Genomic DNA, 24,830 nt, shown 5'->3' with positions numbered 1-24,830 from the left:
ACTTTAAATTATCAATATAAGCCATTGATTATAAATAATTTTATATATTTCAAAGAAATGACTGATTATTGACCACTGAACTGCCAGACCACGTAAAACAACGCGTTGCCTATACTTTTGCACAAAATTATCCACAGTTTCTGTGGATACCCTTCGCAAACCCTTTATTCACGCCAATCTGTCCTCCAAAACGCCTAAATTTCCTAGGTTACAATTTGATAACTATCACTTTCCAGAGGCTTTATTGTTGCTGTCCGGCGCTTCCGGCTTAAAATGGGCGCTTCCCTGTTCCATCGAATTGGATAATTGTCCGGAGATCTGTTTTGCTGCAAATCATTCATGACGCCGGCTGGCCAATCTGGCTGCTGATTGTGACATCAGTGCTGGGCCTTGCCCTTATCATTGAACGTTTCCTGTCGTTACGCACCAAACTGATTGTGCCCGAACACCTGTTAGACCGGGTCACCGAACTTATGCGGCAAAAATCCCCCTCTTCCAATGCCTTGGAAAAACTGGCCTCCAGTTCTCCCTTGGGGCGTGTGTTGGCCGAGGTAATCGCTGTGCGCCGACACGACACCATTTATCGCCAGGCGGCAATCGAAGATGTCGGCAAAGATGTCGCGTACCGCCTGAACCGTTATGTTCCCAGCCTGGCAACTATCGCGGTTGTATCGCCTTTGCTGGGTTTGTTCGGCACCGTGGTAGGGATGATCGAAATCTTTGCGTCCTATACGCCGGCTGGCGGCGACCCGGCCCAACTGGCCCGCGGCATATCGGTGGCACTGTACAACACGGGTTTCGGCATTATTATTGCTGTGCCCGCCCTTATTTTTCATCGTTTCTTCCGAGCTCGGGTCGACCATTTCCTGCATCAAATCGAACACCAAGCCAGTACGCTTGATCGAATTCTTCAGCAAGACTTACGCAGCACGCCTTCGTCTCCCAACTGAATATGAATTTTCGTCGCCGCATTCAGAATGAAGAGCCCGAGATCAACCTGATCCCGCTCATCGATATTTTGCTGGTCATCCTTATTTTTTTGGCGGCCACGACATCGTTCACACGCTTTCAGCAGCTTAGCGTCACGCTACCCCAGGCCGGCGCGCAAGCCATCGACCCTAACCCGCTCCGCTTAGCCATTAATAAAGACGGCCTGTTCGCGCTCGGCGCCAATTTAGTTGCCGACACCAGCACGCAAGGCCTGACCAACGCCCTGAACAATGCTGCAGGCAACCAAGCGGAACCAGTGTTACTCATTAATGCCGACGCCCAAACTGCGCACGAAAACGTGGTTAAAGCCATGGAGGCGGCCCGCCTGGCGGGCATTCAACGCGTTAATTTCGCTACGCAACAATAAACAACCATGCAGAAACTGCACACCTTTCTCGCCCAGTCCGCACATCGAGTCTGGCAGCGCAAAGGGCTGATCAGCACACTTTTATTGCCGCTGTCCTGGCTGGTGGTGGCCGCGGTTCTTATCAAGCGTCGCCGCCATACGCACATTGCCGCCCACCCCACCTATGGTGTGCCGGTTATCGTTGTTGGCAATATTATGGTGGGGGGTACCGGGAAAACACCCGTGGTAATTGCGCTGGTGAACGCTCTGAAAGCCCTGGGACGCCGGCCGGGGGTAATCAGTCGGGGATATGGGGTAAAGCTTCCCCAACACCAAGCGCGCGTCGGCAAAGGAATCTTGGACCCTAAGCTGTTTGGCGACGAACCCACCCTGATCGCACAAGCCACAGGCACCCCCATTGCCGTTCACCCAAAACGACGTTTGGCCCTGCAGTCACTGGTCAAAACCTATCCCAACGTCGACATTGTGGTGTCGGACGACGGCCTACAACATCTGGCATTGTCGCGCGATATTGAAATCGTGGTGCAAGACGAGCGAGGATTGGGCAATGAACGTGTGTTGCCGGCCGGCCCGCTGCGCGAGCCCGCGTCACGACTGAATAATGTCGACTTAATCGTATTACATCAATCAGGGCCCACACCTCAGGAAGGCAGCCAGCCCGAAACTCACGGGGTTAAGCCGCGTGCTCCCGACACGGAAGTGGCACGGGTACGCATGCGTTTGCAGCCAACCAGTTGCACCCAAATCAGTACCGGCCAAGTCGTGCCGTGGCCGGAATGGGTAAAAGAACATCGGGAGCGCGGTCTGGGTGCTGTCGCAGCTATTGGCCAACCCCAACGATTTTTCGGCCTGCTTAAACAACAAGGGTTGAACCCCGACCCCGCCATTGCGCTACCCGACCATTCACCCGATATTGCATCGGCTGTGCAAGAAGTAAATCAAGCGGTTATCCTGGTAACCGATAAAGACGCGGTCAAACTTCAGGACACCACCGACTCGCGATTATGGTCGGTACAGGTGGCACCGCGCTTCTCGGATCCACAATGGGTACAAACGCTATTAAAGCGACTACAATCGAACCCTGCGCCCGGGCAAAACGGATAAAACGCCGTTTCCTTGCCCGCAATACGTCATACGGACACCTGTTATGGACTCAAATCTACTTGAAGTGCTGGTTTGCCCCTTGTGTAAAGGCCCTTTGCATCACGATCATGCCAATCACGAACTCATTTGCAAGGCCGATCGCCTTGCCTACCCCATTCGCGACGGCATTCCGGTTATGCTGGAAAACGAGGCACGTGACCTGAATGAGTCGAATGCGACACAGAGCACATCAAATTCGTGAGCTTTACCGCCATTATCCCCGCACGGCGGGCTTCCACCCGGTTACCCAACAAGCCATTGCTCGACATCGCCGGCAAGCCGCTGGTTGTGCGTACCGCTGAACAAGCAGCCAAATCGAACGCCGACCGCATTCTTATCGCCACCGACGACACTGACATTCTCCAGGCCGTTGAGCATGCCGGGTTTCAATGCCAATTAACCCGTGCCGACCACCCCACCGGCACCGACCGTTTGGCCGAGGTTGCGCAGCAGTTAAACCTGAGTCCCGACGACATTGTTGTAAATGTGCAAGGTGACGAACCCCTTATCGACCCCGAACTCATTAACCAGGTTGCCGCGTTATTGCAAAGCCAACCCGATGCGGCCATTGCCACCTGCGCCTCGCCCATTACCGAAGCACATAAACTGTTCAACCCTAATATTGTCAAGGTGGTGTGCAATCATCGGCAACAAGCCTTATACTTCTCCCGGGCGCCCATCCCTTGGGCGCGCGATGCGCTTGCCGATGGCAGCCGCGTACTCGCCCCCAATCTTCCCGCATTGCATCATATTGGCCTTTACGCGTATAAAGTCGGTTTTCTGAACACGTTTCCGCACTTGCCCACCGGCCCACTTGAAATGTTCGAGTCACTCGAGCAGTTGCGGGCGCTTGAGAATGGTTTCGGGATAGCGGTTCACATTGCGCAAGCTCATCCGGCTGCGGGGGTCGATACCGCCGCCGATCTGGAACGCGTACGCGCCATTTTCGCAAATCGGTTATAAAAGCGTGTTCAAAACGAGGTGTCCGGCGGTTATATTGCTGCGTCGCGACAAAACAAAACACCAGAAAGAAGAAGTTTTTACGGAGGTATTTCCATGCGACTGATCCTGCTCGGTCCACCCGGTGCCGGCAAAGGCACGCAAGCCACGTTTATTACCCAGGAATTTGGCATTCCCCAAATTTCCACGGGCGACATGTTGCGGGCGGCGGTAAAAGCACAAACCCCGCTGGGCCTGGAAGCCAAAAAAATCATGGATGCCGGCGGGCTGGTTTCCGACGACATCATTATCGGCCTGGTTAAAGACCGCCTGCAGGAAGATGACTGCCGCAACGGCTACCTGTTCGACGGCTTTCCGCGCACCATTCCGCAGGCGGATGCCTTGAAAGAAGCGAATATTTCGCTGGACTTCGTCGTCGAAATGGTTGTGCCCGAAGAAAACATTATCGAGCGCATGAGCGGTCGGCGTGTCCATCCTGCCAGCGGCCGCAGCTACCACGTAAAATTCAACCCACCCAAAACACCCGACACCGACGATGTCACCGGTGAACCGTTGGTGCAGCGCGACGACGACAAGGAAGAAACCGTACGCCATCGTCTGGCCGTTTATCAAGAGCAAACCCGCCCTCTGGTGGATTACTACTCTGGATGGGCACAATCGAACGATGCCGCCGCCCCACAGTTCCACCAGATTCAAGGTGTAGGCAGCGTGGAAGAAATTCGCAACCGTATTTTTGCAATCCTGAAGAAGTAAAGCGTAAAGGAGCAACATGGACATCAAAGACAAAGTATTCATCGTCACCGGCGGTGCCTCAGGATTGGGCGCCGGAACCGCACGTATGCTGGTTAAAGAAGGCGCCAAAGTCGTCTTGGCCGATGTGCAAGACGAACCCGGCCAGGCACTGGCCAAAGAGCTCGGCCAAACCTATGTGCACTGCGACGTGACCCAGGAAGCCGATGCGCAAGCCGTTATTGAGGCGGCGCGTCAACAAGGTCGCCTGTTCGGCCTGGTGAACTGTGCCGGTATCGCCCCAGCGTCGCGCACAGTGGGCAAAAACGGCCCTCACGCCCTGGAAACATTCCAGAAAGTCGTTATGGTGAATCTGGTGGGGACGTTCAACATGTCGCGTTTGGCGGCTGCCGCCATGAGCGAAAACGAACCCGAACCCACCGGCGAACGTGGTGTATTGATTAATACCGCTTCCGTTGCCGCCTTCGACGGCCAAATTGGCCAAGCTGCCTATGCCGCATCGAAAGCCGGTGTGGCGGGTATGACGCTTCCCATTGCGCGCGACCTTTCCAAACTGGGCATTCGCTGCATGACCATTGCCCCAGGCATTTTCGGCACCCCCATGGTGTACGGCATGCCCCAAGAGGTGCAAGACTCGCTGGCCGCCAGCATTCCCTTCCCCTCCCGCCTGGGCACCCCGGAAGACTACGCCAAGCTGGTGCACAGCATTGTGACCAACGAAATGCTGAACGGCGAAACGATTCGTCTGGACGGCGCCATTCGCATGGCACCAAAATAAATTAAAAGTATGGGCTTGTTCCGGTCTGCGGCAACAGTCAGCAGCTTTACCCTGCTATCGCGAATCACTGGTTTGGTTCGCGATATTTTTATTGCCGGCTCGTTTGGCGCAGGCCCCCTGACTGACGCCTTTTGGGTAGCCTTTCGCATCCCGAACCTATTACGCCGTTTGTTTGCGGAAGGCGCGTTTGCCCAAGCGTTTGTGCCTATTCTGGGGCAAACACGTGAACAGGAAAGCCCGGAGCGGGTACGCGAATTACTGGATCGGGTGGCATTATTGTTAACGGTTGTGCTGATGACCGTGACATTAATCGGCATGTTGGCTGCACCCTGGGTGGTCAGCGCTATGGCCAGCGGCATGTTGAATCCCGATCGCCAAACCGAATTCGAGGCGGCGGTTTGGATGACTCGTGCCATGTTCCCGTATATTTTGTGCATGTCACTGGTAGCGTTTGCCTCAGGTGTGCTGAACACATGGCGGCGCTTCGCGGTGCCGGCCTTTACACCCGTGCTGCTTAACCTTTGCATGATTCTGGCGTGCCTGTTTCTGCTGCCCCACTTCAGCACGCCTATTTATGCCCTGGCAATTGGAGTTCTTGCCGGGGGTGTGGCACAGTTAGCCGTCCAATGGGTCGCCCTGGCGCGCCTGGGTTTATTGCCACGCTACTCGTTTCGCCTGCGCCAGTCCTTGCAAGACAGCACCGTGCGCTACATCATGCGCCAGATGCTGCCCGCAATCCTGGGGGTCTCGGTAGCGCAAATCTCCTTGCTCATCAACACCAATATCGCCACTTGGCTGGCAGCCGGCAGCGTGACATGGCTGTCTTTTGCCGACCGGCTCATGGAATTTCCCACTGCTTTGCTGGGCGTGGCGCTGGGCACGGTGCTGCTCCCCAGCTTATCGGCTGCCCATGCGCAAAGCGACTACGATCGTTACAACCACCTGCTCGACTGGGGGCTGCGTCTGGTTGTTTTATTAGGGTTACCCGCGGCTTTGGGCCTGGCATTGCTCAGCGAGGGGATGGTGGCCACCCTATTTAACTACGGCGCCTTCACCGCTTACGATGTCGCGCAAACCGAGGTGGCGGCCATGGCTTATTCCGCAGGGTTGGTGGGTCTGCTGGCAATCAAGATTCTGGCTCCCGGCTTTTACGCCAAACAAGATATTCGTACCCCGGTGAAAATTGCCCTGGTCGTGCTGGTACTCACCCAATTATTCAATTTGATTTTCGTTCCTCTATTCGATCACGCCGGTCTGGCGCTTTCAATCGGGCTGGGTGCCAGTGTGAATGCCCTATTGCTGCTTACCCTGTTGCTACGTCGCCGCACGTACAAGCCGGCGCCGGGCTGGGGCCTATTTATGCTGCGCGCCCTTCCCGCCCTGCTGGCAATGGGGGCCGTACTTTATAGCGTAAACCACACTGTAAATTGGGTGGACCCCGCCTTATCAGCCGGCTTGCGCGTTGCCCTTTTGCTGGGCACCATCGCCCTGGCCGGCGCGGCTTATTTTGCGGTGTTGTTTCTATTTGGTTTTCGCCCACGCGACTTTACAAAAAGGGCTGCCTAAGTTAGAATCTTTGTCTTTGCTAATTAAACACACTTAATCCGTACGAAATAACTATGGCCAATACCGCACAAGCACGTAAACGCGCCCGCCAGGCGATTAAACTGAACAAGCATAACTCCAGCTTGCGTTCCATGCTGCGCACGTCTATTAAACGTGTTCGCCAGGCAATCGACGCAGGCGACCAGGAAGCTGCGAACACCGTTCTGCGCTCCACCGCCAGCATTATCGACCGCGTTGCCGACAAAAAAATCATCCACAAAAACAAAGCTGCCCGCCACAAAAGCCGCCTGTCTGCTGCTGTGAAAGCTATGGCTTCCTAAGGAAGTCGGCACGGTTTAATTGGCAAAAAGCTGTCAGTAAACACTGTCAGAACAAAACAGGTAACCAGCCAATAATTTTGGCACGTTACGTTACCGCAAACAGGGTGCTTTTTCAGCACCCTGTTTTTTTGCCCGAAACAAACAACAATGTGCAGGTATAATCGGCATAGGGGGCAGTTCTAGTGAACTGCACCCCTGCCACACCACCCGGCATGCGGGTGCGCACCGGGCGGTTCGAGAAGTTGAGGCTTAAGAGAGTCTGGGAACACCGAGTCGGTCGAAGTGGGCAATTGGCAAGGCCGCATTGAGTGACCCGCCACTATTGCGCCACCAGCTGCGGGAATTTGCCGCCACCCATCGGGCGACAGTAAAACTCACCCCCAAGGCGCGCAACTCCCGGAACATCGTCTTGCCTCGTTTCCATTGCCTGAGCTGAATGGCCCTTAACCGATGACGAATCCACTTGTCCAGCCCACGCCAGACCTGGTGGACTTGCGCCAATCGGAAGTAGCCCTTCCATCCCAGGATATACACTCGGAGCCGATCAACCACCTGCTGCATACTGCGCCCGCCCGAGCGGCGCGTCAGTTGCCGCACACATTGCTTGAACGTGGCGAGCGCTTTGGTCGCCACCCGACGCTTGACCTCCCCTTTAGGGTCCACCCAGAAGCTATAGCCCAGAAACTTGCGGTCGGTAAACACGCTGGCGACCGCGCTTTTGATCTCGTTGACCCTCAAGCGCAGCCGGGCGTATAGCCGCCGCAGTAAGCCCATTACCCGTTCACCCGCGCGACGGCTGTGAACGTAAACGTTGCAGTCATCAGCGTAACGCACGAAGCAGTGACCCCGGCGTTCTAACTCCTTGTCCACCTCATCGAGCAGCACGTTGGCCAGCAACGGCGAGAGCGGCCCGCCTTGCGGCGTACCCTCATACCGTTGGACGGCCACGCCGCCATCCATAATGCCGCTATTCAGATACGACCGAATCAGCCGGATCACGCCAGCATCCGCCAGGCGTTTCTGTAGGCGGTCAATCAGAATGTCGTGGTTGACCCGGTCAAAGAACTTCTCCAAGTCCACGTCCACCACGATACGGCGACCGGACTGCACGTACGAATGCGCGGCCAGAACCGCGTCATGCGCACGGCGCCCCGGCCTGAAGCCGTAACTGTGTTCGCTGAAAGTGGGGTCAAGCAAGGGTTGCAGTACTTGCAGCAGCGCCTGCTGGATCAGACGATCCGTCACCGTCGGGATACCCAGCTCGCGCTGGCTACCGTCAGGCTTGGGAATCATCACCCGTCGTACCGGACTGGGCCGGTACGTTCCCGCAAGCAGTTCGGCACGAATGACAGGCCATGTGGTCACCAGGCGACGGGCAGTCTGGTCTATGTCCAATCCGTCCACGCCGGCTGCGCCTTTGTTGGCCCGCACCCGCTTGAACGCCGCTTGCAGGTTCTCTCTTGTCAGCGCCGCTTGCAGCAGCGCCAACCCTGTACTCTCATTCCCATATCGCGGGCAGCCCATTTCCTCGCTGACAGGACCACCAGCGGCTTCACCGCTGACTACGCCCGCCCGCTCCACTAACGTGGACATCTGAGGCAATACGAATTGCATCGACATGTCGAGTCATACTCCTTCTCGTTTGGTCCTTCGTCGCCTCGTTCCCGGCCTTAGCGGCCCTGCTACTACGACTACTATGACCTCTGCTGAGTCCTCGCTCCGGCTCGACGCCGTTACCCTTTCAGGATCAAGGCGAGGGTTCCCCAGGTAAGAACGCACTCCTTCACTGCACAACCGCCGGATTTACGCCACCTCGCCTTGATCACAACAGCTTCACGGCTTTTTGCCCGCTCGCCCTGCTTGATGACGCCTTCTATCCGATTCTTGTTCATCGGCTCGCAGCTTATGCTCCACGCTTCCTCCCCACGCTCGGTCACCCTCACGCAGTTGCGCTTCACTTCATTCGCTGTGATCAACTTATGGCGGGACTTGCACCCGCAGGAGTGCGCCCATGCTGGGCGCACAAAAAAGCCCGGTTAGTCCGGGCGTTCTGGCGGGGCCTCTACTTCTGCCGTTTTCAGCTTATTGCTACGGGCGAAATCCACAACAAAATTCCAGGCTAGCGGTTCGAGATCGCGCAAACGTGGATCAACCGCTACGCAACGCACACCATCAATATAGGTAGGCAGTACATAAGGGGAATACGTAAGACGGTTGGCGGGCATACCAGGTGGCCGAAACTGTGACATGACCCCTGCAAGGCGTTCGGCCCAATCGCTTGGCCGAAAACGCTGGCCGGACTCCGTTACGCCGTAAATAATGAACTGCTGCACGATACTTTCACGGGAATTTTGCGTGGCTGCATTGTACTGCTTTAGGCGCCGAATCGCAGGGCCACCCCAAAATTGTTTATCATACTCAATTAAACTTCTTTGCAAGCGAATCAAGGTTGATCATGTCTCAAACCCAGTCTCCCGCAGCGCCCTTGCGCCACTTCCTGCAATTCAACGACTTCACTCACGACGAAATCCTATATGTGCTTGAGCGTGCGCGCCTCATTAAAGACAAATTCAAGCGTTATCAACCGCACCACACCCTGCACGACCGCACCCTGGCGATGGTGTTTGAAAAAGCCAGCACCCGTACCCGTGTCTCGTTTGAAGCGGGTATGTATCAAATGGGCGGCTCGGTCATTCACTTAACAACAGGCGACTCCCAACTTGGGCGTTCTGAACCCATTGAAGACACCGCGCGCGTGGTATCGCGCATGGTCGACCTGGTCATGATCCGCACTTTCGAGCAAACGCGTATTGAACGCTTTGCCGCCCACTCACGCGTGCCGGTTATCAACGGCCTAACCAACGAGTTTCACCCCTGCCAGATCCTGGCTGACATTTTCACATTTATAGAACACCTGGGTCCCATAGAAGGCAAAACCGTTGCGTGGATCGGCGACGGTAACAATATGTCGTACACATGGCTTCAGGCCGCCGAAATGCTGGGCTTTACGCTACATATTTCAACCCCGGTCGGCTACGAGCTGGACCCCGAGCGCATCGGCACACCTCCGGAAAGCGTATTACGCGTGTTTAGCGACCCCATGGAAGCCTGCAAGGGCGCGCACCTGGTAACCACCGATGTCTGGACCAGCATGGGTTACGAAGAAGAGAATGAAGCCCGTCGTAAAGCCTTTGCCGACTGGTGCGTTGATGAAGAGATGATGGCGGTGGCCGACCCCAAAGCCATTTTCATGCACTGTCTGCCGGCTCACCGCGGGGAAGAGGTAACCGGCGACGTAATAGACGGCCCGCAAAGCGTGGTGTGGGACGAAGCGGAAAACCGCATGCACGTACAAAAAGCGCTGATGGAGTTTTTGTTGTTGGGTAAACGCAGCGGTTAAAGCAGATTAAACAGCCGTCTGAACCAGCCCCAACAAAAAAAGAGCCCTGAAAAGGGCTCTTTAACCATTTACGACTTGTCTTTACTCGCGTCTTTCAACGTAGGCAACGGTGCCCCTTTCTTCGACGTTAGCAAACCCACGTCAAGGTAAGTTCGCAATTTGTCGCGTGTATCCACAATATCCAGGTTCCGCATCGTAAGCTGTCCAATGCGATCGCGCGGCGAGAAGGCCGATTCGCCCTTTTCCATGGTAAGCCGCTCAGCCTGATAAGTAAGGTTGGGCGAGGTCGTGTCCAGCAGGGAGTAATCATTCCCACGGCGCAGCTCAACCGTCACTTCACCGGTAACCGCACCGGCCACCCAGCGTTGCGAAGCTTCGCGCAGCATAATGGCTTGCGGGTCGAACCAGCGGCCCTGGTACAGCAAACGGCCCAGCTTCAAACCGTTCATGCGATATTGCTCGATAGTGTCTTCGTTGTGAATACCGGTAACCAGGCGCTCGTAGGCAATAAACAATAACGCCATGCCCGGGGCTTCGTAAATACCGCGGCTTTTGGCCTCGATAATGCGATTTTCAATTTGGTCGCTCATCCCGAGGCCGTGACGCCCACCAATGCGGTTGGCCTCCATGACCAATTCAACCGCATCACTGAACGTTTTGCCATTCAATGCAACGGGTTGCCCTTCTTCGAAACGAATGGTGACAGTTTCGGGCTTGATTTCAACGTCATCACGCCAGAAAGGCACACCCATAATAGGTTGAACAATCTTGATACCGGTGTTCAGGTATTCCAGATCTTTTGCCTCGTGTGTCGCACCCAACATGTTGGAGTCGGTGGAATAGGCTTTCTCGGCCGACATTTTGTAGCCGAAACCATGCTTTTGCATGTATTCCGACATTTCAGCACGCCCGCCCAGCTCGTCGATAAAGACCTGGTCGAGCCAGGGTTTGTAAATTTTTAGATCGGGGTTGGTGAGCAAGCCATAGCGGTAAAACCGCTCGATATCGTTACCCTTGAACGTACTGCCGTCACCCCAAATATGAACGTCGTCTTCCTTCATGGCCGCCACCAACATAGTGCCGGTTACCGCACGACCAATAGGTGTGGTGTTGAAATAGGTAATACCGGCGGTGGTGACGTGAAATGCACCGCACTGCAACGCCGCAATCCCTTCGGCCACCAATTGCGGGCGGCAATCAATTAAGCGGGCGTTTTCTGCACCATACTCGCGCGCGCGCTTGGGGATAATGTCGTAATCGGGCTCATCGGGCTGGCCCAAATTGGCGGTATATGCGTAAGGAATTGCGCCTTTTTCCCGCATCCAAAGCAAAGCGGCACTGGTGTCGAGGCCGCCGGAAAAGGCAATGCCGACCTTCTGGCCAACAGGAACGTCTTGAAGAATTGTGGTCATTATTTGCGCCGAAATAGATCGATTGGGTAAAGGGTAGATTCTACTACGAGGCCATGGCGCCGTCTTTCGAGCGCGGTAAGGTCATACCCAATGCAGGCAAGTCGTTGGGCTGATCGACGTCTTGTAGCACGCCGTCAGTTTCAACATTAACCCAATGTATGTCAGCGCTGTGCGCCTGCAAAATGCTGCGCGCGCCTTCGTCGCCCTGCAATCGGCTAAGGGCGGGCAAAAACGACGGCCCCCACAAAATAGGGTTGCCCGGCTGCCCTTTGTAGCGCGGCCGGCAAATTTCAATGGTTTCATCCAACTGAAAGGCGTCCATTAGCGCGTTCAACGCTGCCGCATTAACACGTGGCATATCGCCCAAACAGATTAGTACGCCTTCCGTATCGGGTACCAAGCCAACACCCGCCGCCACCGAATGGCCCATGCCTTGCATGTGGTCGGGATTATGGACAAACTGTACCGACAGGCCTGCCAGGGCCTGCTCAATTTCAGGGGCGTTGTACCCCAGCACCACAATAACGCGACTGCAGTTTGAGGCCAGGGCCTGAAGCACAACCTGCCGCACCATAGGCATACCCCTGTAAGGCAAAAGCAACTTATTGTGCAAGCCCATACGGCGGCTGGACCCGGCTGCCAACACAACGCAGGCAACCTCGCGGAACGGTGTACTGGAAAAAACCATAACCTGCTGTTTGCCTCGAATCTGGATATTAATAATATTTCAAAATAGTAACAGAATCTAACCTAATGCGAATAGGTAAGGTTACGGTAGACATTTAGCGTAATGTTTAATAATTTCATGGCTCTGCGTAGCACCAAACACATTTCAGTATCTTCGGAAAGGACTCAACCCATCATGCTGCAACTTGGATTCAACGACCCTCAGTTCGAAGTTTGGGCCCAACGCGCCTTAATGAATATTGCCGAAGGTGGATGCGAACTGGGCGAAGTGCTGTCGCTAGCGCCGCGCATTCCCGCCGGTGACACCGACATCTGGTACCGTGAATGGTGCGCGCTGGCCAACCGTCTTTATGAACAAGCCGGAGAATGCCGGAATAAAGGCCATTTAATTAGCGCCCGACAGCTTTACCAACGTGCCGCTACCTACTACAGAACATCTTACCCTCTACTGTTCGGCGCTCCCACCGACCCCCGTGTGCTTGAAGCCTACCGGAACGAAGCGCGCACCTTTCACTGTGCCACGCAATTGTTCAGCCCGCCCATTGAGGTGCAAACCATGCCGTTTGAAAACACCACCCTGCCCGGCTATTTCTACAGCGGAGGTCACGGCAAACGACCATTACTGATTTGCACCAATGGGTACGACGACACCCTGCACACCATGCATTATGCCCACGCCGTCTCCGCCCAGCGGCGCGGCTATCATGTGCTGACCTTCGACGGCCCCGGCCAAGGCGCGCCCCTAATAGAACACGGCTTAACGTTACGACCCGATTGGGAGAACGTGGTGGGCGCCGTGCTGGACCACATTCTGACTCGCCCCGATATCGACGCAAGCAAAGTGGCCCTGACCGGCTGGAGCTTCGGCGGCTTCCTGGCGCCCCGTGCCGCTGCCGGTGAACCCCGTATTAAAGCCCTGATTGCCGACCCCGGCCAATGGGACATGACCGCCGCCATCGCCGGCATGCTGAAACGCATGGGTGCCGAAGACCTGGTGGCCGCCCTGCCCAACGTGCCCGAAGAAGCCAATGCCCCCATTATGCAGGCCATTGAACACAACCCCGCCTTAAAATGGACCCTGGTGCAACGCGGGTTCTGGGTACATGGCGTGAGTTCATTCACGGAATATGTCAAAGCCTTGGCCGAATTCACCGTGTCGGACTGCGTACACCAAATTCAATGCCCGGCATTCATTACCCAGGCTGAAAACGACCCTATTGCAGGGGCTGCCGACGTACTGTTCAACGCCATTGAGGCACCCAAAACCTTTAAACGTTTTACGGCACAGGAAGGTGCCGGCGACCATTGCGAAGCCATGGCCAGGTCGGTTTACCACCAGCACGCTTACGATTGGCTGGATACCCTGTTTAAAGACTAGCGTTTGGGTGCGCCTTTTACACGTGTCCGTTGCCTGGGTTCATTCGGTAATGCCTCATAAACCTTACGTACCAATTCCGCCCCATACTGACGCTCCAGCTTGCGCACGATGAAGTGGCCTTGAGCCATTTCCTGGAAATGGTCCATGAACAAGGTATTAATGGCCGCCCCGCCGGCCGCACCGATAGCGGGAATGGCCTGCGCCGCCATTTTTTCGGTTACCTGCACGCCAAAGCGCTTGGCCACCTTGGCAATGAGCCGCACCATAATTGGTGCACCTTGCTCTACCAGGCCTTTTTCCGCCACATACCGCCCTGCTTCTGTAATGGATTGCGCCAGCACCGTGCGCACTGCGAAATACCCGCTTTCGGCGGCGTCGTCATCTTGTGTTTTCCCGCCCAGGGCAAACACCTCTATGCACGCACGCCGTGTATCCTCAGAAGAAAGAGACTCACCATGGCTGCGCGCTACATCGGCTACCGAGCGCAACATGATGGTGGTGGAAATAGGCAGCTCCACCGCCAGCGCCGCCAACCCAAAGAAGCCCCCTACACCGCCCGACACCGCCACACCCACCTGATGCCAGCGATTCGATGCCGCTTTTCCCGGCACATCCGTTAAGGTATACAGCGCCGCGTTCGACGCCTTGCGTAACGCCTTTTCAGTCACCACCCCAATCTTGTTCGACCATGACGCCGGCAAGCGGGCCAGGCCTTTTTCAATCGGCATGCCAATGACGCTGGTAATGCGCGTGGCCAGGCCGGGATGCTCTAACAAAGCCTTTGCATAGCGCAACTGCGCCAGGTCATCCGGCGCCAGCTGGCCGAAAACAGCATGGGGATCGGCATGAAACGACACGAATTCGTTCATGAAAACTCCAAAGAAATCAAAGTGTCATGACCCCAGGCAAGCCGGACTCAAGCACACATTACGCCCTGATGATACTGCGGGACAAACATGACCTGAAAAAAATTTCATTCAGCTTCCCTAAAGTTTATTTTCGCCGCGTCGTTAATGCCACTGAACAGGAAGCGTACTAACCTTTCTGGCAACCGGGCGAATACCCTTCGCCAATTTTTCTTACAGGAGTTACTCATGTCAGTAATTAACACCAACTACCTTTCTCTGGTTGCCCAAAACAACCTGCAGAAATCGCAGTCTGCCTTAGGCACTGCAATTGAGCGACTGTCGTCCGGTCTGCGTATTAACAGCGCCAAAGACGACGCCGCCGGCCAGGCCATCGCCAACCGCATGGGCGCACAAATCAATGGCTTGACGCAAGCTGCACGTAATGCCAACGACGGTATCTCGGCCGCGCAAACCACGGAAGGCGCGTTGAACCAAATCAACGACAACCTCCAGCGCATCCGCGTACTGACCGTTCAAGCTGAAAACGGCACCAACAGCGATGACGACTTGACCTCCATCCAGAATGAAATCGGCCAGCGCCTGGAAGAAATCAACCGTATCTCCAGCGAAACCGAATTCAACGGTGTGAACGTACTGGCTGAAGACAACACGCTGCGTATTCAAGTGGGTGCCAACGACGGGCAGGTCATTGAAGTTAACCTGCAAAAAATCGACGTCGCATCGTTGAGCCTGGAAGGCTTTAACGTGAACGGCCAAGGCGAAATCGCAAACGAAGCCGCTACCGCCGATGACCTGACTTTGGCCGGCTTCACACAAGGTGCCACCAACGCCAATGGTTCGGTCACCTACACGAAAGACACAAACAACGACGCAGCCACCTCCGACAACCTGTTCGCCGCATTGGCAGACGGCGATACCGTTACTTACACAGGCACAGATACAGGTTATGGCGTAGCTGCAACAGCAAACTACACCTACGACGCCGACACTGACAGCTTCTCGTTTGATGCTGCAAACGCCGGCGCTGCTGCCGTAGCCACCGCACTTACGCCTGCAACAGGCGGCACAACAGAAGCTACTGTCACCATTGGTGGCTCCAGCCAAGACGTTCTAATCGACAGCAATGGCAATTTCACCGCCGCTGACGATGGTGCAGTGCTTTATCTCGATGCCACTGGCAACCTGACCAAGAACAACGCTGGAACTGACCCTGCCGCTACTGCAACCAACGTTGCAGCTGCCTTGGCTGGCGCCGGCGGTGCCGGCGACACCATTACTGTAGGCAACACAACTTACACAGGCGATGGTGCAGCAATCGACGTAACAGGCGCATCAATCAGCAAAGATGGTTTGCAAAACCTGGCTGACGCTGCTAACGGCGCGACTGCATACTCTGTTACCTTGGGTGCAGACACATACGACGTTGAAATCGGCGGTGCTGTTGAAGACGCAACCAACGCTGTAATGTACACAGATGCTGACGGTGCTTTGACAACCGACACGACTACAACCACCACTTACTTTGCACAAGAAAGCGGTGTGGTCACTGACGACGCAGGTGCTCAGGTTTACGTTGACGGAGACGGTGAGTTCACCCTGGATTCCACAACAACCGGGGCCCGCACCGACAACCCACTCGACGTGCTCGACGCCGCGCTGGCTCAAGTTGACTCGCTTCGTTCCGATCTGGGTGCCATCCAGAACCGTTTCGAATCGGCCATCACCAACTTGCAGACCACGTCCAACAACCTGTCAGCCGCTCAGTCGCGTATTCAAGACGCCGACTACTCGGTTGAGGTGGCCAACATGACTCGTGCCCAGATCCTGCAACAAGCAGGTACCTCGGTACTGGCTCAGGCCAACCAGATTCCCCAGGGCGTACTCTCGCTCCTGCGTTAATCTGAAACCGGCAAACTGATGCGTACTTGGCAATAAAGTACTCGTCAGAAAAAGCCCGACTTAATCTCCTCCAAAAGGTTAAGTCGGGCAGCGCGATACAACGGCAGTACAAACAACACCAAAATTAGGCAAACCGTTGGACGACTGCCCTGGCAGAAACCCAACAAGCCGGGGGTTCCGTTATGTCAGTAATTAACACCAACTACCTTTCTCTGGTTGCCCAGAACAACCTGCAGAAGTCGCAGTCTGCCCTAGGCACTGCAATTGAGCGACTGTCGTCCGGTCTGCGTATTAACAGCGCCAAAGACGACGCCGCCGGCCAGGCCATCGCCAACCGCATGGGCGCACAAATCAATGGTTTGACACAAGCTGCCCGTAATGCCAACGACGGTATCTCGGCCGCGCAAACCACGGAAGGCGCGTTGAACCAAATCAACGACAACCTCCAGCGCATCCGCGTACTGACCGTTCAAGCTGAAAACGGCACCAACAGCGATGACGACTTGACCTCCATCCAGAATGAAATCGGCCAGCGCCTGGAAGAAATCAACCGTATCTCCAGCGAAACCGAATTTAACGGTGTGAACGTACTGGCTGAAGACAACACGCTACGTATTCAAGTGGGTGCCAACGACGGACAGGTCATTGAAGTTAACCTGCAAAAAATCGACGTCGCATCGTTGAGCCTGGAAGGCTTTAACGTGAACGGCCAAGGTGCTGTGGCTAACGACGCTGCTACCGCCGATGACCTGACTTTGGCCGGCTTCACACAAGGTGCCACCAACGCCAATGGTTCGGTCACCTACACGAAAGACACAAACAACGACGCAGCCACCTCCGACAACCTGTTCGCCGCATTGGCAGACGGCGATACCGTTACCTACACAGGAACAGATACAGGGTTGGGCCTCAGTGCGTCAGGCGGCACGTATACTTACGATTCGGCGTCAGACTCTTTTAGTTTTAATGTCGATCATGCACTCGATCCCGATGTGGCAACTTATATTACACCGGCAACCGGCGAAACCACTGAAGCCACTGTCACTATAGGCGGCTCCAGCCAAGACATCCTTATCGACAGCAATGGCAACATTACTGCAGCAGACGATGGCGCCCAACTCTATCTTGATGCCACCGGTAATCTAACCAAAAACAACGCCGGCACAGATCCAGCAGCCACTGCCAGTGGCCTTGCTGCGGCCATGGCAAATGATAACGGCGACAAAATTGAAATTGGCGATGCCGCTTACGTAAGTGACGGCGTTGATTTTATGGTCAGCAACGTCTCCATAAGCCGTGAAGGCTTAAAGAATCTCGCTGACGCGGCTAACGGTGCGACTGCATACTCGGTCACTTTGAGTGGCACTGAATATGGCGTTCAAGTTGGCGGTACGGTAACAGACGACATGGGCGCTGTTCCTCAATACATTGATGCCAACGGCGCTCTAACTACCAACGCTATCACAACCACCACTTACTTCGCACAAGAAAGTGGTGTTGTCACCGACGATGCAGGTGCTCAGGTTTACGTTGACGGAGACGGTGAGTTCACCCTGGACTCCACAACAACCGGTGCCCGTACCGACAACCCGCTCGACGTGCTTGACGCCGCGCTGGCTCAAGTTGACTCGCTTCGTTCCGACCTGGGTGCCATCCAGAACCGTTTCGAATCGGCCATCACCAACTTGCAGACCACGTCCAACAACCTGTCAGCCGCTCAGTCGCGTATTCAAGACGCCGACTACTCGGTTGAGGTGGCCAACATGACTCGTGCCCAGATCCTGCAACAAGCAGGTACCTCGGTACTGGCTCAGGCCAACCAGATTCCTCAGGGCGTACTCTCGCTCCTGCGCTAATCTTTCAACGTTGTCTCCCAACGTTCAAGCGGGGCTTCAGCCCCGCTTTTTTTATTACACTGGGGGTTTGTAGCCCTACCCAAAAGGCGCGCTCATGCAAGATAATGATTACCGTCGGCTTATTGCCCAATTGCAGGAAGTCATTAATGACACGGTTAAAACCATTGACGATTTCGAAGCCAGAGGAATGAATGGCGAACTGCAAGCGGAATACGAACAACTGCATGCTATTTTGCAAAAAGCTACCGCCGATCAGCGTCGGTACCAGCACGCGTTGCTGGAATCGGTGCGCAATCAGAACAGAGAAGGCGAACAAGGCCGCACCGACCCGGAAATTTAAGGTAGATTACGCCAGCCCTTTTTCGGTTTCGGAAATATGACTGACATTATTTTCCCCTTTATTGGCGGCATTGGCCTGTTCTTGATCGGCATGATGCTGCTATCGGAAGGCCTGATCGCCTTTGCCGGCCCGGCGCTGCGCCGTGGGCTTGTCCGATTTACCGGCACGCCGCTGAAGGCGTTTACGTCGGGCGCCTTGGCTACGGCGTTGGTGCAGTCGTCAAGCGCCACCACGGTCACTCTAATTGGCTTCGTCAGTGCAGGCTTAGTGACCTTCGCGCAAGCTATAGGTTTCGTCATCGGCGCCAGTTTGGGCAACACTGCAACGGGCTGGATTGTGGCGGTGCTGGGCCTGAAGATTAACTTCGGTTTTTACACCCTGCCGTTAATTGGCCTGGGCGCCCTGTTAAAACTATTAGCACACGGACGTTGGCGCGATATGGGTGTGGCCATGGCCGGCTTCGGCATGATTTTTCTGGGCTTAAGCACCTTACAGGCCGGCATGCGGGATCTTTCCGCCATGGTGGACCTGGCCGCATTGCCCATGGGCGGTTTGGGCGCCCATACACTGATTATGCTTATCGGTCTGATCATGACCATTATTCTGCAATCGTCCTCTGCCGCCATTGCCACCACACTGACTGCGCTTTACACACAAACCATTAATTTCGACCAGGCCGCGGCCTTGGTGGTGGGCGCTGCCATTGGTACCACAGTAACCGGCGCGCTGGTGGCGATTGGAGCGACTATTGCCGCCAAGCGCACGGCCTACGCCAATATTTTGTTTAATCTGGCCACCGGCATGATTGCCATTTTGTTGTTGCCGGGCTTTCTGGCCGTCACGCACTTCTTAAGCCAAAAGATAGAAGTGTCACCCGGCACCATTAGCCTGGTGTTGTTTCATACCTTATTTATAAGCTTGGGCGCCGCCCTGTTCCTGCCGTTTGCAAACCAATTCGCACGGCTCGTTGAACGTTTCGTTCCCGCCCCTGCAGACGATATCGCCGGTAACCTGGACGACAGCTTATTGCAGGTTCCTGAGGTCGCGTTGGAGGCCTCTCAGCGCGCCTTGGAACGTATTGCCACTATTTTGTTCAACAGTTACCACCAGGCGTTGGAAGAAACCCCGCATGCTGTCCCAGGGAAACTATCGCAACAAACGCAAGAGGCATTGGACCACGCCTACGCTTTCATCAGCCGCATTCCGCTGGAAAGCGACGATACGTTGTTAGCGCAACAACGTATTGCACAGTTACACGCCACCGACCATTTAATTCGCTTGCGCCAGCGCTTGCTGGAACTGAATCAACTGGTGCTCGACCTGAACAACCCGCAATATGCCACCGCCCTTGCGCACCATCAGCGCCTGCTGGAGCTGGCCGGCCCTTTGCTCTTATTAGCTGCGCCTGAAAACCGCAATACAAACAGCCCCGACCCCGATACAATCATGGACGACATGAATGCCGAAGCCGATGCGTTACAGGCCCAGGCCAAACACATGCGCCAAATGCTACTACAAGGGTCAAGCCATCAGCACACCGCCGTGGCAGAGGTATTGAAAACCACCGACACGGTACGCTGGTTGGATCGCACCGGCCACCATATTGCGCGTATTTGCCACTATCTACATCAAGCGCGCCGGTTCATTCAATCTAAATCTTCCAAGTCTTCTGCCGTTAACCCATAAAGCAATTTCAACTTTTTGGCGGCGGTATGAACCCCTCAACCCTTATTGGTATTTTGGCCAGCATTGTCTTGCTTGGCGTTGTCTTGTTTTTCTCGGCGGAAAACCCAAGCCAGTTTATCGACTTGCCCGGCCTAGGCATTGTGTTAATTGGTACGCTGGCCGCCACCTTTATCAGTTACCCGTTGAAAGAGGTTATGCGCATTTTCGGACTTATCGGGACCGTTATGCGCAACGAGCGTATGTACGCCCAAAAAGATATTGAAGAACTCGTCTCCATATCCAAAATCTGGATGTCGGGCGATATTCAGAAAGTGGAAAAAGCGCTGGAAAAAGTGTCGAATCCCTTCCTGAAAACCGGGGTGCAACTCATTATCGATATGACGCCGGAGCAAGATATTATCGACTTGTTGCAATGGCGTATCTCCAAGTTGCGCGCCAAAGAACACGCCGAGGCGCAGTTATTCCGAACCATGGCCGGTTATGCACCGGCCTTCGGCATGATTGGTACGCTTATAGGGCTGGTGAACCTGATGTTCATGCTGGGAGACGGCGACATGACGGCCATTGGCCAGCAAATGTCACTGGCCCTCATGACCACGTTTTACGGCATTTTGCTGGCTAACCTGGTTTTCAAGCCCATAGCCGTTAAACTGGAACGTCGCACGGAAGAGCGCGTGGCGTTAATGAATATGGTCATGCAAGGGCTTTCCATGATGAGCCAAAAACGCCGCCCGGCTTTCATGCGCGAAACACTGAAAACCTTTATGGCCGACTACGAAGATGAACTGAACGATGGTAACAACGGTGAGGCAGTCTCGGAGTTGCGGCCATGACACCACGCCCCACCGGCCGTCGCACGCTACTTGAGGAAATTGAACAACGCAAACGCGAACACGCTCAACAACAAACGAATGGGCACGAAGCCCATGTCAATGGGCCGCGGCGGGGTATTCACAACAAGAAATGGTATTTTGAACCGCAATCACGCGAACACTCGGACGGCTGGTTACTGACCTACCTGGACACCATTACGCTATTGTTGGTGCTGTTATTGGTCATGTTAACCATGGCCGGAAAAAAAGACGATAACCAACAAGGCCAGGGCGTGCTGCCCGCACAAACGGGTTTACTGAACCAACAGGCAAACGTCTTGCCCAATGGCATGCCGTTACCCATTCCCTTACCTGCGGCCGTGCATGAACGCTCAGAACAAACCCAAGACCTTACCCAGGGGTTGAATCTGGACAATCTAGGCGAGAACGTTGAAGTTGTGATGAACGACAAATCAGTCAGCTTCCGGATCAACAGCGAAATTCTGTTCGGATCAGGCGAGGCGCAACTTAGCCTGGGTGGGCTCGAAGTATTGCAGCGCCTGGCTCATACACTGAAAGACAGCCCACACACTATTACCATCGAAGGGCACACCGACGCTATCCCCATTCGCAGCGCACGCTTCCCATCGAACTGGGAACTCTCAAGTGCCCGTGCCGGTAGTGTAGTGCGTTACCTTGAAGCCAACGGTATTGCAAGCCGGCGACTACGGGCGGTCGGCTATGCCGACACCCGCCCGCTGGCCCAAAACAACACAACGGCGAATCGGGCCCTGAACCGGCGTGTGGAATTAATTCTGGAGATGCCTGCTACACAAAACGGCCAGGCACATTAATGTTCAAACGCTGAATTAAGTCTTTGCAATATTGGCGTGCATCACTCATTATTTTTTCATGATCCACAAACTGTGCCTGACCCTGTTCATAAGCGATACGGCCGTCTACCATAGTTAAGCTAACGTCACGCCCAGAAGCACAATAAACCAAGCTGGCTACCGGGTCGACACAAGGTGTCATATGAGCCCCCTGCAACGACACGACGGCGATATCAGCCAGTTTGCCCGGAACAAGGCAGCCTGCATCAATACCGGCCATTTCCGCTCCACCCCGCGTCGCCAGTTCAAATGCTTCAGCAGCACGCGTCGATTCGGGATTCAGCGTGTGCAGACGTTGAACGTAGACCATTTGACGCATAATCTGGAACATGTCCATTAAATGGCCGGCCGCCCCATCGGCACCCATGCCAATAGACGCCCCCGCGCTGCGCAAATCGCGCAAGCGCATCGCGCCCGAAGCCAGATACTCGTTTGACATCGGGTTGTGCGCAATGCCGCAAGCTGCCGAGCCGGTAATCTCCACCTCTTGGTCATCCAGCCAAATTGCATGGGCGAACGTGGCATCGCGCCCCAACAAGCCCTGTTGCTGCATCCAGACAAACGGTCGAAGTCCGTATGCCTCTTGATAGATTTCAGGATCGCTTTGGGCTTCGGAGCAATGGGTTTGCCATGGCACACCGAACTCACGCGCCATTTCCACCAGGCCGTGCACCAAATCCTGATCGTTGTAAATAACATTCACCGGCGAAGGCCAAATCGCCACGCGGTCACTGCGCCACTCATTCAGGCAGGCACGCATATTGTCCAATTCCTGGGCCACGGTATTGCGGAACAACATCGGATTCAGGTGGTTGTCACGAGCAACGTTGGTGAACGGACCGAATACGCCGCGCGCAATGGCGCCGCGCAACCCCATATCGTGTAATACACCGGCGACCTGCAAGCTGGTTTGCACATCGTTAGGCGCGTAATGGTTGTCGATAATGGTGGTGGTTCCCGAAGACAACGACTCCAGCGCCGCCACGCGAACAGCGGCCAGCGCTTCGCCCGGCGTAATACCACCTGCCAAAGGCAACATGAATTTTTCCAGCCACTCCCACAAAGCCATGCCGTCACCCAACCCGCGCCCCGCCACCTGGAACAGGTGATTGTGCGTATCGATCAGGCCTGGAATCACCACATGACCTTCACACAACACCACGCGCTGAGCCTTCCAGCCGGCCATATCACGCACCGGGCCGACTGCGGCAATACGGTTCCCTTGAACCGCAACTGCGCCATTTTCAATAATGCGACGGTCATCATCCATGGTGACCACCACACCGCCGGTTAACAAAACATCACACGTTTGCACCACTGCTTACCCCCGTACCGACTCAAGATGCGGCTGCTCTTCAAGCAACTCAGGATTGTCGGTGACGCTTATGCCTTCTTTGTTGCTGCCATTAAAGTAGAGATTCAGAATAACGGCTGAAATAACCGACAACAACACCCCGCTATTCAGCAAAGGGGTCAGGTATTCCGGCGCAGCACCGAAAAATTTAGGCGACACCATGGGAATAAGCCCTACACCCAGGCTAATGGCCAGAATAAACATATTGTGACGATTGTTTTTGAAGTCGACCGCCTGCAAAATGCGAATGCCCGAAGCCGCCACCATACCGAACATAATCAAAGCCGCGCCACCCAATACATAATGGGGAATGGCGGCCACAATGTGCGCCATTTTAGGGAACAAAGCCAGCGCCACCAAAATAGCCGCAGCCACCACACACACGAAACGGCTGCGCACCCCGGTAATCCCCACCAGGCCGATATTCTGCGCATATGAGGTATAGGGGAATGTGTTGAAGATACCGCCAATTACTGCTCCCATGGCGTCAGTACGCAAACCACGGGCGAAATCTTCTTTTTCAAGCTTGCGGTTGGTAATAATGGCCAGCGAATAAAACAGGCCAATAGACTCGATCATTGTAATGATGACGACCAACGTCATGGTTAGAATCGAGCTCCATTCAAACACCGGAAAGCCAAACTGAAACGGACGAACCATTTGCACCCAGGGCATGTCATCCAGACCTTGAAAGCTGACATTGCCCGTTGCCATGGCCAGCAACATGCCGGCAGCCAAACCGACCAGAATGGCGATACTACTCATAAATCCTTTGAAGAAACGCGCCACCAAAAGCGTAATCAGCAATACAAAGCCGGCGGTTCCGATGTACTTGAACGAACCAAAATCTTCAACACCGTAACCGCCGCCCGCCCAAACAATCGCCACGCCGAACAAGCTCACGCCCAGAGACGTTAAGGTCGTCCCGGTAACGATAGGAGGAAACAGCCATAACAACCGTATTACCAAGGGCACAATCAACACCCCGATTATGCCCGCCCCAATAATGGCGCCATATAAGCCGGGAAGCCCCATTTCGGGGTTCAAACCGATGGCAATCATGGGTGCAATACCCGCATAGGAAATACCCATCATGACCGGAAGGCGAATGCCCAGCCAGCGCCCAATACCGAACGCCTGTAAAAACGACACAATGCCGCAGCAAAGCAAATCAGCCGTAATCAACAATGCAATGTGATCTTGCGGCAGGCCCAGCGCACCGCCGACAATAAGCGGTACCGTAATGGCACCGGCGTACATCACCAGCACATGCTGCAGGCCCAATGTAAACATTCGGCCTGCAGGCAAGACCTCGTCGACCTCGTCCCTTGAGTTGTTATTTGTACTCATTTGTCTCTCTCCAGAATGCC

General features: G+C 54.9%; 24 protein-coding genes. 17 read left to right on the top strand and 7 right to left on the bottom strand.

Translation table 11 applies throughout. The features are described from left to right. Positions 1-323: 323 nt before the first annotated feature. The 9 genes from G9Q38_RS09730 (at position 324) to rpsT (ending at position 6,874) form a co-directional block, all read left to right on the top strand. On the top strand, positions 324-950 hold the full coding sequence (locus G9Q38_RS09730) for a MotA/TolQ/ExbB proton channel family protein (protein ID WP_166130405.1): 627 nt from the start codon (positions 324-326) through the stop codon (positions 948-950). Positions 951-952: 2 nt separating this feature from the next. Further along, a complete protein-coding gene (locus G9Q38_RS09725) occupies positions 953-1,357 on the top strand; it encodes an ExbD/TolR family protein (protein WP_166130402.1) in 405 nt (134 codons plus the stop codon). A 6-nt stretch (positions 1,358-1,363) separates the two neighbouring features. Continuing rightward, positions 1,364-2,461, top strand: coding sequence for a tetraacyldisaccharide 4'-kinase (gene lpxK / locus G9Q38_RS09720; protein WP_166130399.1), 1,098 nt, complete (start codon positions 1,364-1,366; stop codon positions 2,459-2,461). Between the two features lie 43 nt (positions 2,462-2,504). Further along, positions 2,505-2,702, top strand: a complete 198-nt coding sequence (locus G9Q38_RS09715; RefSeq protein ID WP_114420617.1) for a Trm112 family protein — start codon at positions 2,505-2,507, stop codon at positions 2,700-2,702. Then, the gene (gene kdsB / locus G9Q38_RS09710; RefSeq protein WP_166130396.1) at positions 2,699-3,463 is read left to right on the top strand and encodes a 3-deoxy-manno-octulosonate cytidylyltransferase; all 765 of its coding nucleotides are present in this window, start codon (positions 2,699-2,701) and stop codon (positions 3,461-3,463) included. Before G9Q38_RS09715 ends, kdsB begins: the two co-directional genes overlap by 4 nt. 93 nt (positions 3,464-3,556) lie before the next feature. Next, complete coding sequence (gene adk / locus G9Q38_RS09705; RefSeq protein ID WP_166130394.1) at positions 3,557-4,213, top strand: adenylate kinase; 657 nt, start codon at positions 3,557-3,559, stop codon at positions 4,211-4,213. A gap of 16 nt (positions 4,214-4,229) precedes the next feature. Beyond that, positions 4,230-4,988, top strand: a complete 759-nt coding sequence (locus tag G9Q38_RS09700) for a 3-hydroxyacyl-CoA dehydrogenase (RefSeq protein WP_166130391.1) — start codon at positions 4,230-4,232, stop codon at positions 4,986-4,988. 9 nt (positions 4,989-4,997) lie between these two features. Further along, positions 4,998-6,554: a murein biosynthesis integral membrane protein MurJ gene (murJ, locus tag G9Q38_RS09695; RefSeq protein ID WP_166130388.1), complete on the top strand. Its 1,557-nt coding sequence runs from the start codon at positions 4,998-5,000 to the stop codon at positions 6,552-6,554. 53 nt (positions 6,555-6,607) lie between these two features. After that, entirely contained in the window at positions 6,608-6,874 is a 267-nt protein-coding gene (gene rpsT / locus G9Q38_RS09690; RefSeq protein WP_114420612.1) for a 30S ribosomal protein S20, read from the top strand. Between the two features lie 249 nt (positions 6,875-7,123). Here the strand turns inward: rpsT and ltrA are convergent, their stop codons facing one another. Then, on the bottom strand, positions 7,124-8,494 hold the full coding sequence (ltrA, locus tag G9Q38_RS09685; protein WP_166130386.1) for a group II intron reverse transcriptase/maturase: 1,371 nt from the start codon (positions 8,492-8,494) through the stop codon (positions 7,124-7,126). Positions 8,495-8,910: 416 nt separating this feature from the next. Next, positions 8,911-9,210, bottom strand: coding sequence for a DUF3579 domain-containing protein (locus G9Q38_RS09680; protein WP_119441328.1), 300 nt, complete (start codon positions 9,208-9,210; stop codon positions 8,911-8,913). A gap of 119 nt (positions 9,211-9,329) precedes the next feature. Here G9Q38_RS09680 and argF point away from each other — a divergent pair, with 119 nt between their 5' ends. Then, positions 9,330-10,274, top strand: coding sequence for an ornithine carbamoyltransferase (gene argF / locus G9Q38_RS09675; RefSeq protein ID WP_166130383.1), 945 nt, complete (start codon positions 9,330-9,332; stop codon positions 10,272-10,274). 68 nt (positions 10,275-10,342) lie between these two features. On the opposite strand, the gene argG is transcribed toward argF, so the two are convergent. Both argG and G9Q38_RS09665 read right to left on the bottom strand, forming a co-directional pair. Continuing rightward, the gene (gene argG, locus G9Q38_RS09670; protein WP_166130381.1) at positions 10,343-11,686 is read right to left on the bottom strand and encodes an argininosuccinate synthase; all 1,344 of its coding nucleotides are present in this window, start codon (positions 11,684-11,686) and stop codon (positions 10,343-10,345) included. A gap of 43 nt (positions 11,687-11,729) precedes the next feature. Further along, on the bottom strand, positions 11,730-12,374 hold the full coding sequence (locus G9Q38_RS09665) for a nucleotidyltransferase family protein (RefSeq protein ID WP_166130378.1): 645 nt from the start codon (positions 12,372-12,374) through the stop codon (positions 11,730-11,732). Positions 12,375-12,548: 174 nt separating this feature from the next. Between G9Q38_RS09665 and G9Q38_RS09660 the strand changes: the two genes are divergently transcribed. Then, positions 12,549-13,751, top strand: coding sequence for an alpha/beta hydrolase family protein (locus G9Q38_RS09660; protein ID WP_166130375.1), 1,203 nt, complete (start codon positions 12,549-12,551; stop codon positions 13,749-13,751). Here G9Q38_RS09660 and G9Q38_RS09655 read toward each other — a convergent pair. Beyond that, positions 13,748-14,620 carry an EcsC family protein gene (locus tag G9Q38_RS09655; protein ID WP_166130372.1) on the bottom strand — a complete coding sequence of 291 codons (873 nt, stop codon included), beginning with the start codon at positions 14,618-14,620 and terminating at the stop codon, positions 13,748-13,750. The two genes, G9Q38_RS09660 and G9Q38_RS09655, sit on opposite strands and share 4 nt — an antisense overlap. A 225-nt stretch (positions 14,621-14,845) precedes the next feature. On the opposite strand from G9Q38_RS09655, the gene G9Q38_RS09650 reads away from it, so the two are divergent. From G9Q38_RS09650 to G9Q38_RS09625, 6 genes are all read left to right on the top strand, one after another. After that, complete coding sequence (locus tag G9Q38_RS09650) at positions 14,846-16,519, top strand: flagellin N-terminal helical domain-containing protein (RefSeq protein ID WP_205962280.1); 1,674 nt, start codon at positions 14,846-14,848, stop codon at positions 16,517-16,519. A gap of 182 nt (positions 16,520-16,701) precedes the next feature. Further along, positions 16,702-18,375 (top strand): flagellin N-terminal helical domain-containing protein, encoded by a 1,674-nt coding sequence (locus G9Q38_RS09645; protein WP_166130366.1) that lies wholly within the window; start codon positions 16,702-16,704, stop codon positions 18,373-18,375. A gap of 94 nt (positions 18,376-18,469) precedes the next feature. Beyond that, positions 18,470-18,715 carry a hypothetical protein gene (locus G9Q38_RS09640; protein WP_166130364.1) on the top strand — a complete coding sequence of 82 codons (246 nt, stop codon included), beginning with the start codon at positions 18,470-18,472 and terminating at the stop codon, positions 18,713-18,715. Between the two features lie 36 nt (positions 18,716-18,751). Beyond that, the gene (locus tag G9Q38_RS09635; RefSeq protein WP_166130361.1) at positions 18,752-20,401 is read left to right on the top strand and encodes a Na/Pi cotransporter family protein; all 1,650 of its coding nucleotides are present in this window, start codon (positions 18,752-18,754) and stop codon (positions 20,399-20,401) included. A 26-nt stretch (positions 20,402-20,427) separates the two neighbouring features. Beyond that, entirely contained in the window at positions 20,428-21,234 is an 807-nt protein-coding gene (locus G9Q38_RS09630; RefSeq protein ID WP_119516829.1) for a motility protein A, read from the top strand. Then, complete coding sequence (locus tag G9Q38_RS09625; RefSeq protein ID WP_166130358.1) at positions 21,231-22,067, top strand: OmpA/MotB family protein; 837 nt, start codon at positions 21,231-21,233, stop codon at positions 22,065-22,067. Before G9Q38_RS09630 ends, G9Q38_RS09625 begins: the two co-directional genes overlap by 4 nt. Here the strand turns inward: G9Q38_RS09625 and G9Q38_RS09620 are convergent. Together G9Q38_RS09620 and G9Q38_RS09615 are read right to left on the bottom strand one after the other, a co-directional pair. Beyond that, complete coding sequence (locus tag G9Q38_RS09620) at positions 22,042-23,424, bottom strand: amidohydrolase family protein (RefSeq protein ID WP_166130355.1); 1,383 nt, start codon at positions 23,422-23,424, stop codon at positions 22,042-22,044. The genes G9Q38_RS09625 and G9Q38_RS09620 overlap by 26 nt on opposite strands. Positions 23,425-23,427: 3 nt before the next feature. Continuing rightward, positions 23,428-24,810: a nucleobase:cation symporter-2 family protein gene (locus G9Q38_RS09615; RefSeq protein WP_166130353.1), complete on the bottom strand. Its 1,383-nt coding sequence runs from the start codon at positions 24,808-24,810 to the stop codon at positions 23,428-23,430. Positions 24,811-24,830: the final 20 nt, after the last annotated feature.

Source organism: Pusillimonas sp. DMV24BSW_D (assembly GCF_011388195.1).
Taxonomy (GTDB): domain Bacteria; phylum Pseudomonadota; class Gammaproteobacteria; order Burkholderiales; family Burkholderiaceae_B; genus Neopusillimonas; species Neopusillimonas aestuarii.
Note: the sequence above shows the minus strand (reverse complement) of the source record. Positions and strands in the feature narration are given on the sequence as shown.

Bases quoted from the DNA above. Each gene is read 5' to 3' on its own strand.
- G9Q38_RS09700 (WP_166130391.1), top strand. From the start codon at position 4,230: ATGGACATCAAAGACAAAGTATTCATCGTCACCGGCGGTGCCTCAGGA.
- G9Q38_RS09615 (WP_166130353.1), bottom strand. From the start codon at position 24,810: ATGAGTACAAATAACAACTCAAGGGACGAGGTCGACGAGGTCTTGCCT.
- G9Q38_RS09660 (WP_166130375.1), top strand. From the start codon at position 12,549: ATGCTGCAACTTGGATTCAACGACCCTCAGTTCGAAGTTTGGGCCCAA.
- G9Q38_RS09645 (WP_166130366.1), top strand. From the start codon at position 16,702: ATGTCAGTAATTAACACCAACTACCTTTCTCTGGTTGCCCAGAACAAC.
- lpxK (WP_166130399.1), top strand. From the start codon at position 1,364: ATGCAGAAACTGCACACCTTTCTCGCCCAGTCCGCACATCGAGTCTGG.
- rpsT (WP_114420612.1), top strand. From the start codon at position 6,608: ATGGCCAATACCGCACAAGCACGTAAACGCGCCCGCCAGGCGATTAAA.
- ltrA (WP_166130386.1), bottom strand. From the start codon at position 8,494: ATGTCGATGCAATTCGTATTGCCTCAGATGTCCACGTTAGTGGAGCGG.
- G9Q38_RS09630 (WP_119516829.1), top strand. From the start codon at position 20,428: ATGAACCCCTCAACCCTTATTGGTATTTTGGCCAGCATTGTCTTGCTT.
- G9Q38_RS09655 (WP_166130372.1), bottom strand. From the start codon at position 14,620: ATGAACGAATTCGTGTCGTTTCATGCCGATCCCCATGCTGTTTTCGGC.
- argF (WP_166130383.1), top strand. From the start codon at position 9,330: ATGTCTCAAACCCAGTCTCCCGCAGCGCCCTTGCGCCACTTCCTGCAA.
- G9Q38_RS09725 (WP_166130402.1), top strand. From the start codon at position 953: ATGAATTTTCGTCGCCGCATTCAGAATGAAGAGCCCGAGATCAACCTG.
- G9Q38_RS09640 (WP_166130364.1), top strand. From the start codon at position 18,470: ATGCAAGATAATGATTACCGTCGGCTTATTGCCCAATTGCAGGAAGTC.
- G9Q38_RS09665 (WP_166130378.1), bottom strand. From the start codon at position 12,374: ATGGTTTTTTCCAGTACACCGTTCCGCGAGGTTGCCTGCGTTGTGTTG.
- G9Q38_RS09635 (WP_166130361.1), top strand. From the start codon at position 18,752: ATGACTGACATTATTTTCCCCTTTATTGGCGGCATTGGCCTGTTCTTG.
- murJ (WP_166130388.1), top strand. From the start codon at position 4,998: ATGGGCTTGTTCCGGTCTGCGGCAACAGTCAGCAGCTTTACCCTGCTA.
- G9Q38_RS09650 (WP_205962280.1), top strand. From the start codon at position 14,846: ATGTCAGTAATTAACACCAACTACCTTTCTCTGGTTGCCCAAAACAAC.
- G9Q38_RS09715 (WP_114420617.1), top strand. From the start codon at position 2,505: ATGGACTCAAATCTACTTGAAGTGCTGGTTTGCCCCTTGTGTAAAGGC.
- argG (WP_166130381.1), bottom strand. From the start codon at position 11,686: ATGACCACAATTCTTCAAGACGTTCCTGTTGGCCAGAAGGTCGGCATT.
- G9Q38_RS09625 (WP_166130358.1), top strand. From the start codon at position 21,231: ATGACACCACGCCCCACCGGCCGTCGCACGCTACTTGAGGAAATTGAA.
- adk (WP_166130394.1), top strand. From the start codon at position 3,557: ATGCGACTGATCCTGCTCGGTCCACCCGGTGCCGGCAAAGGCACGCAA.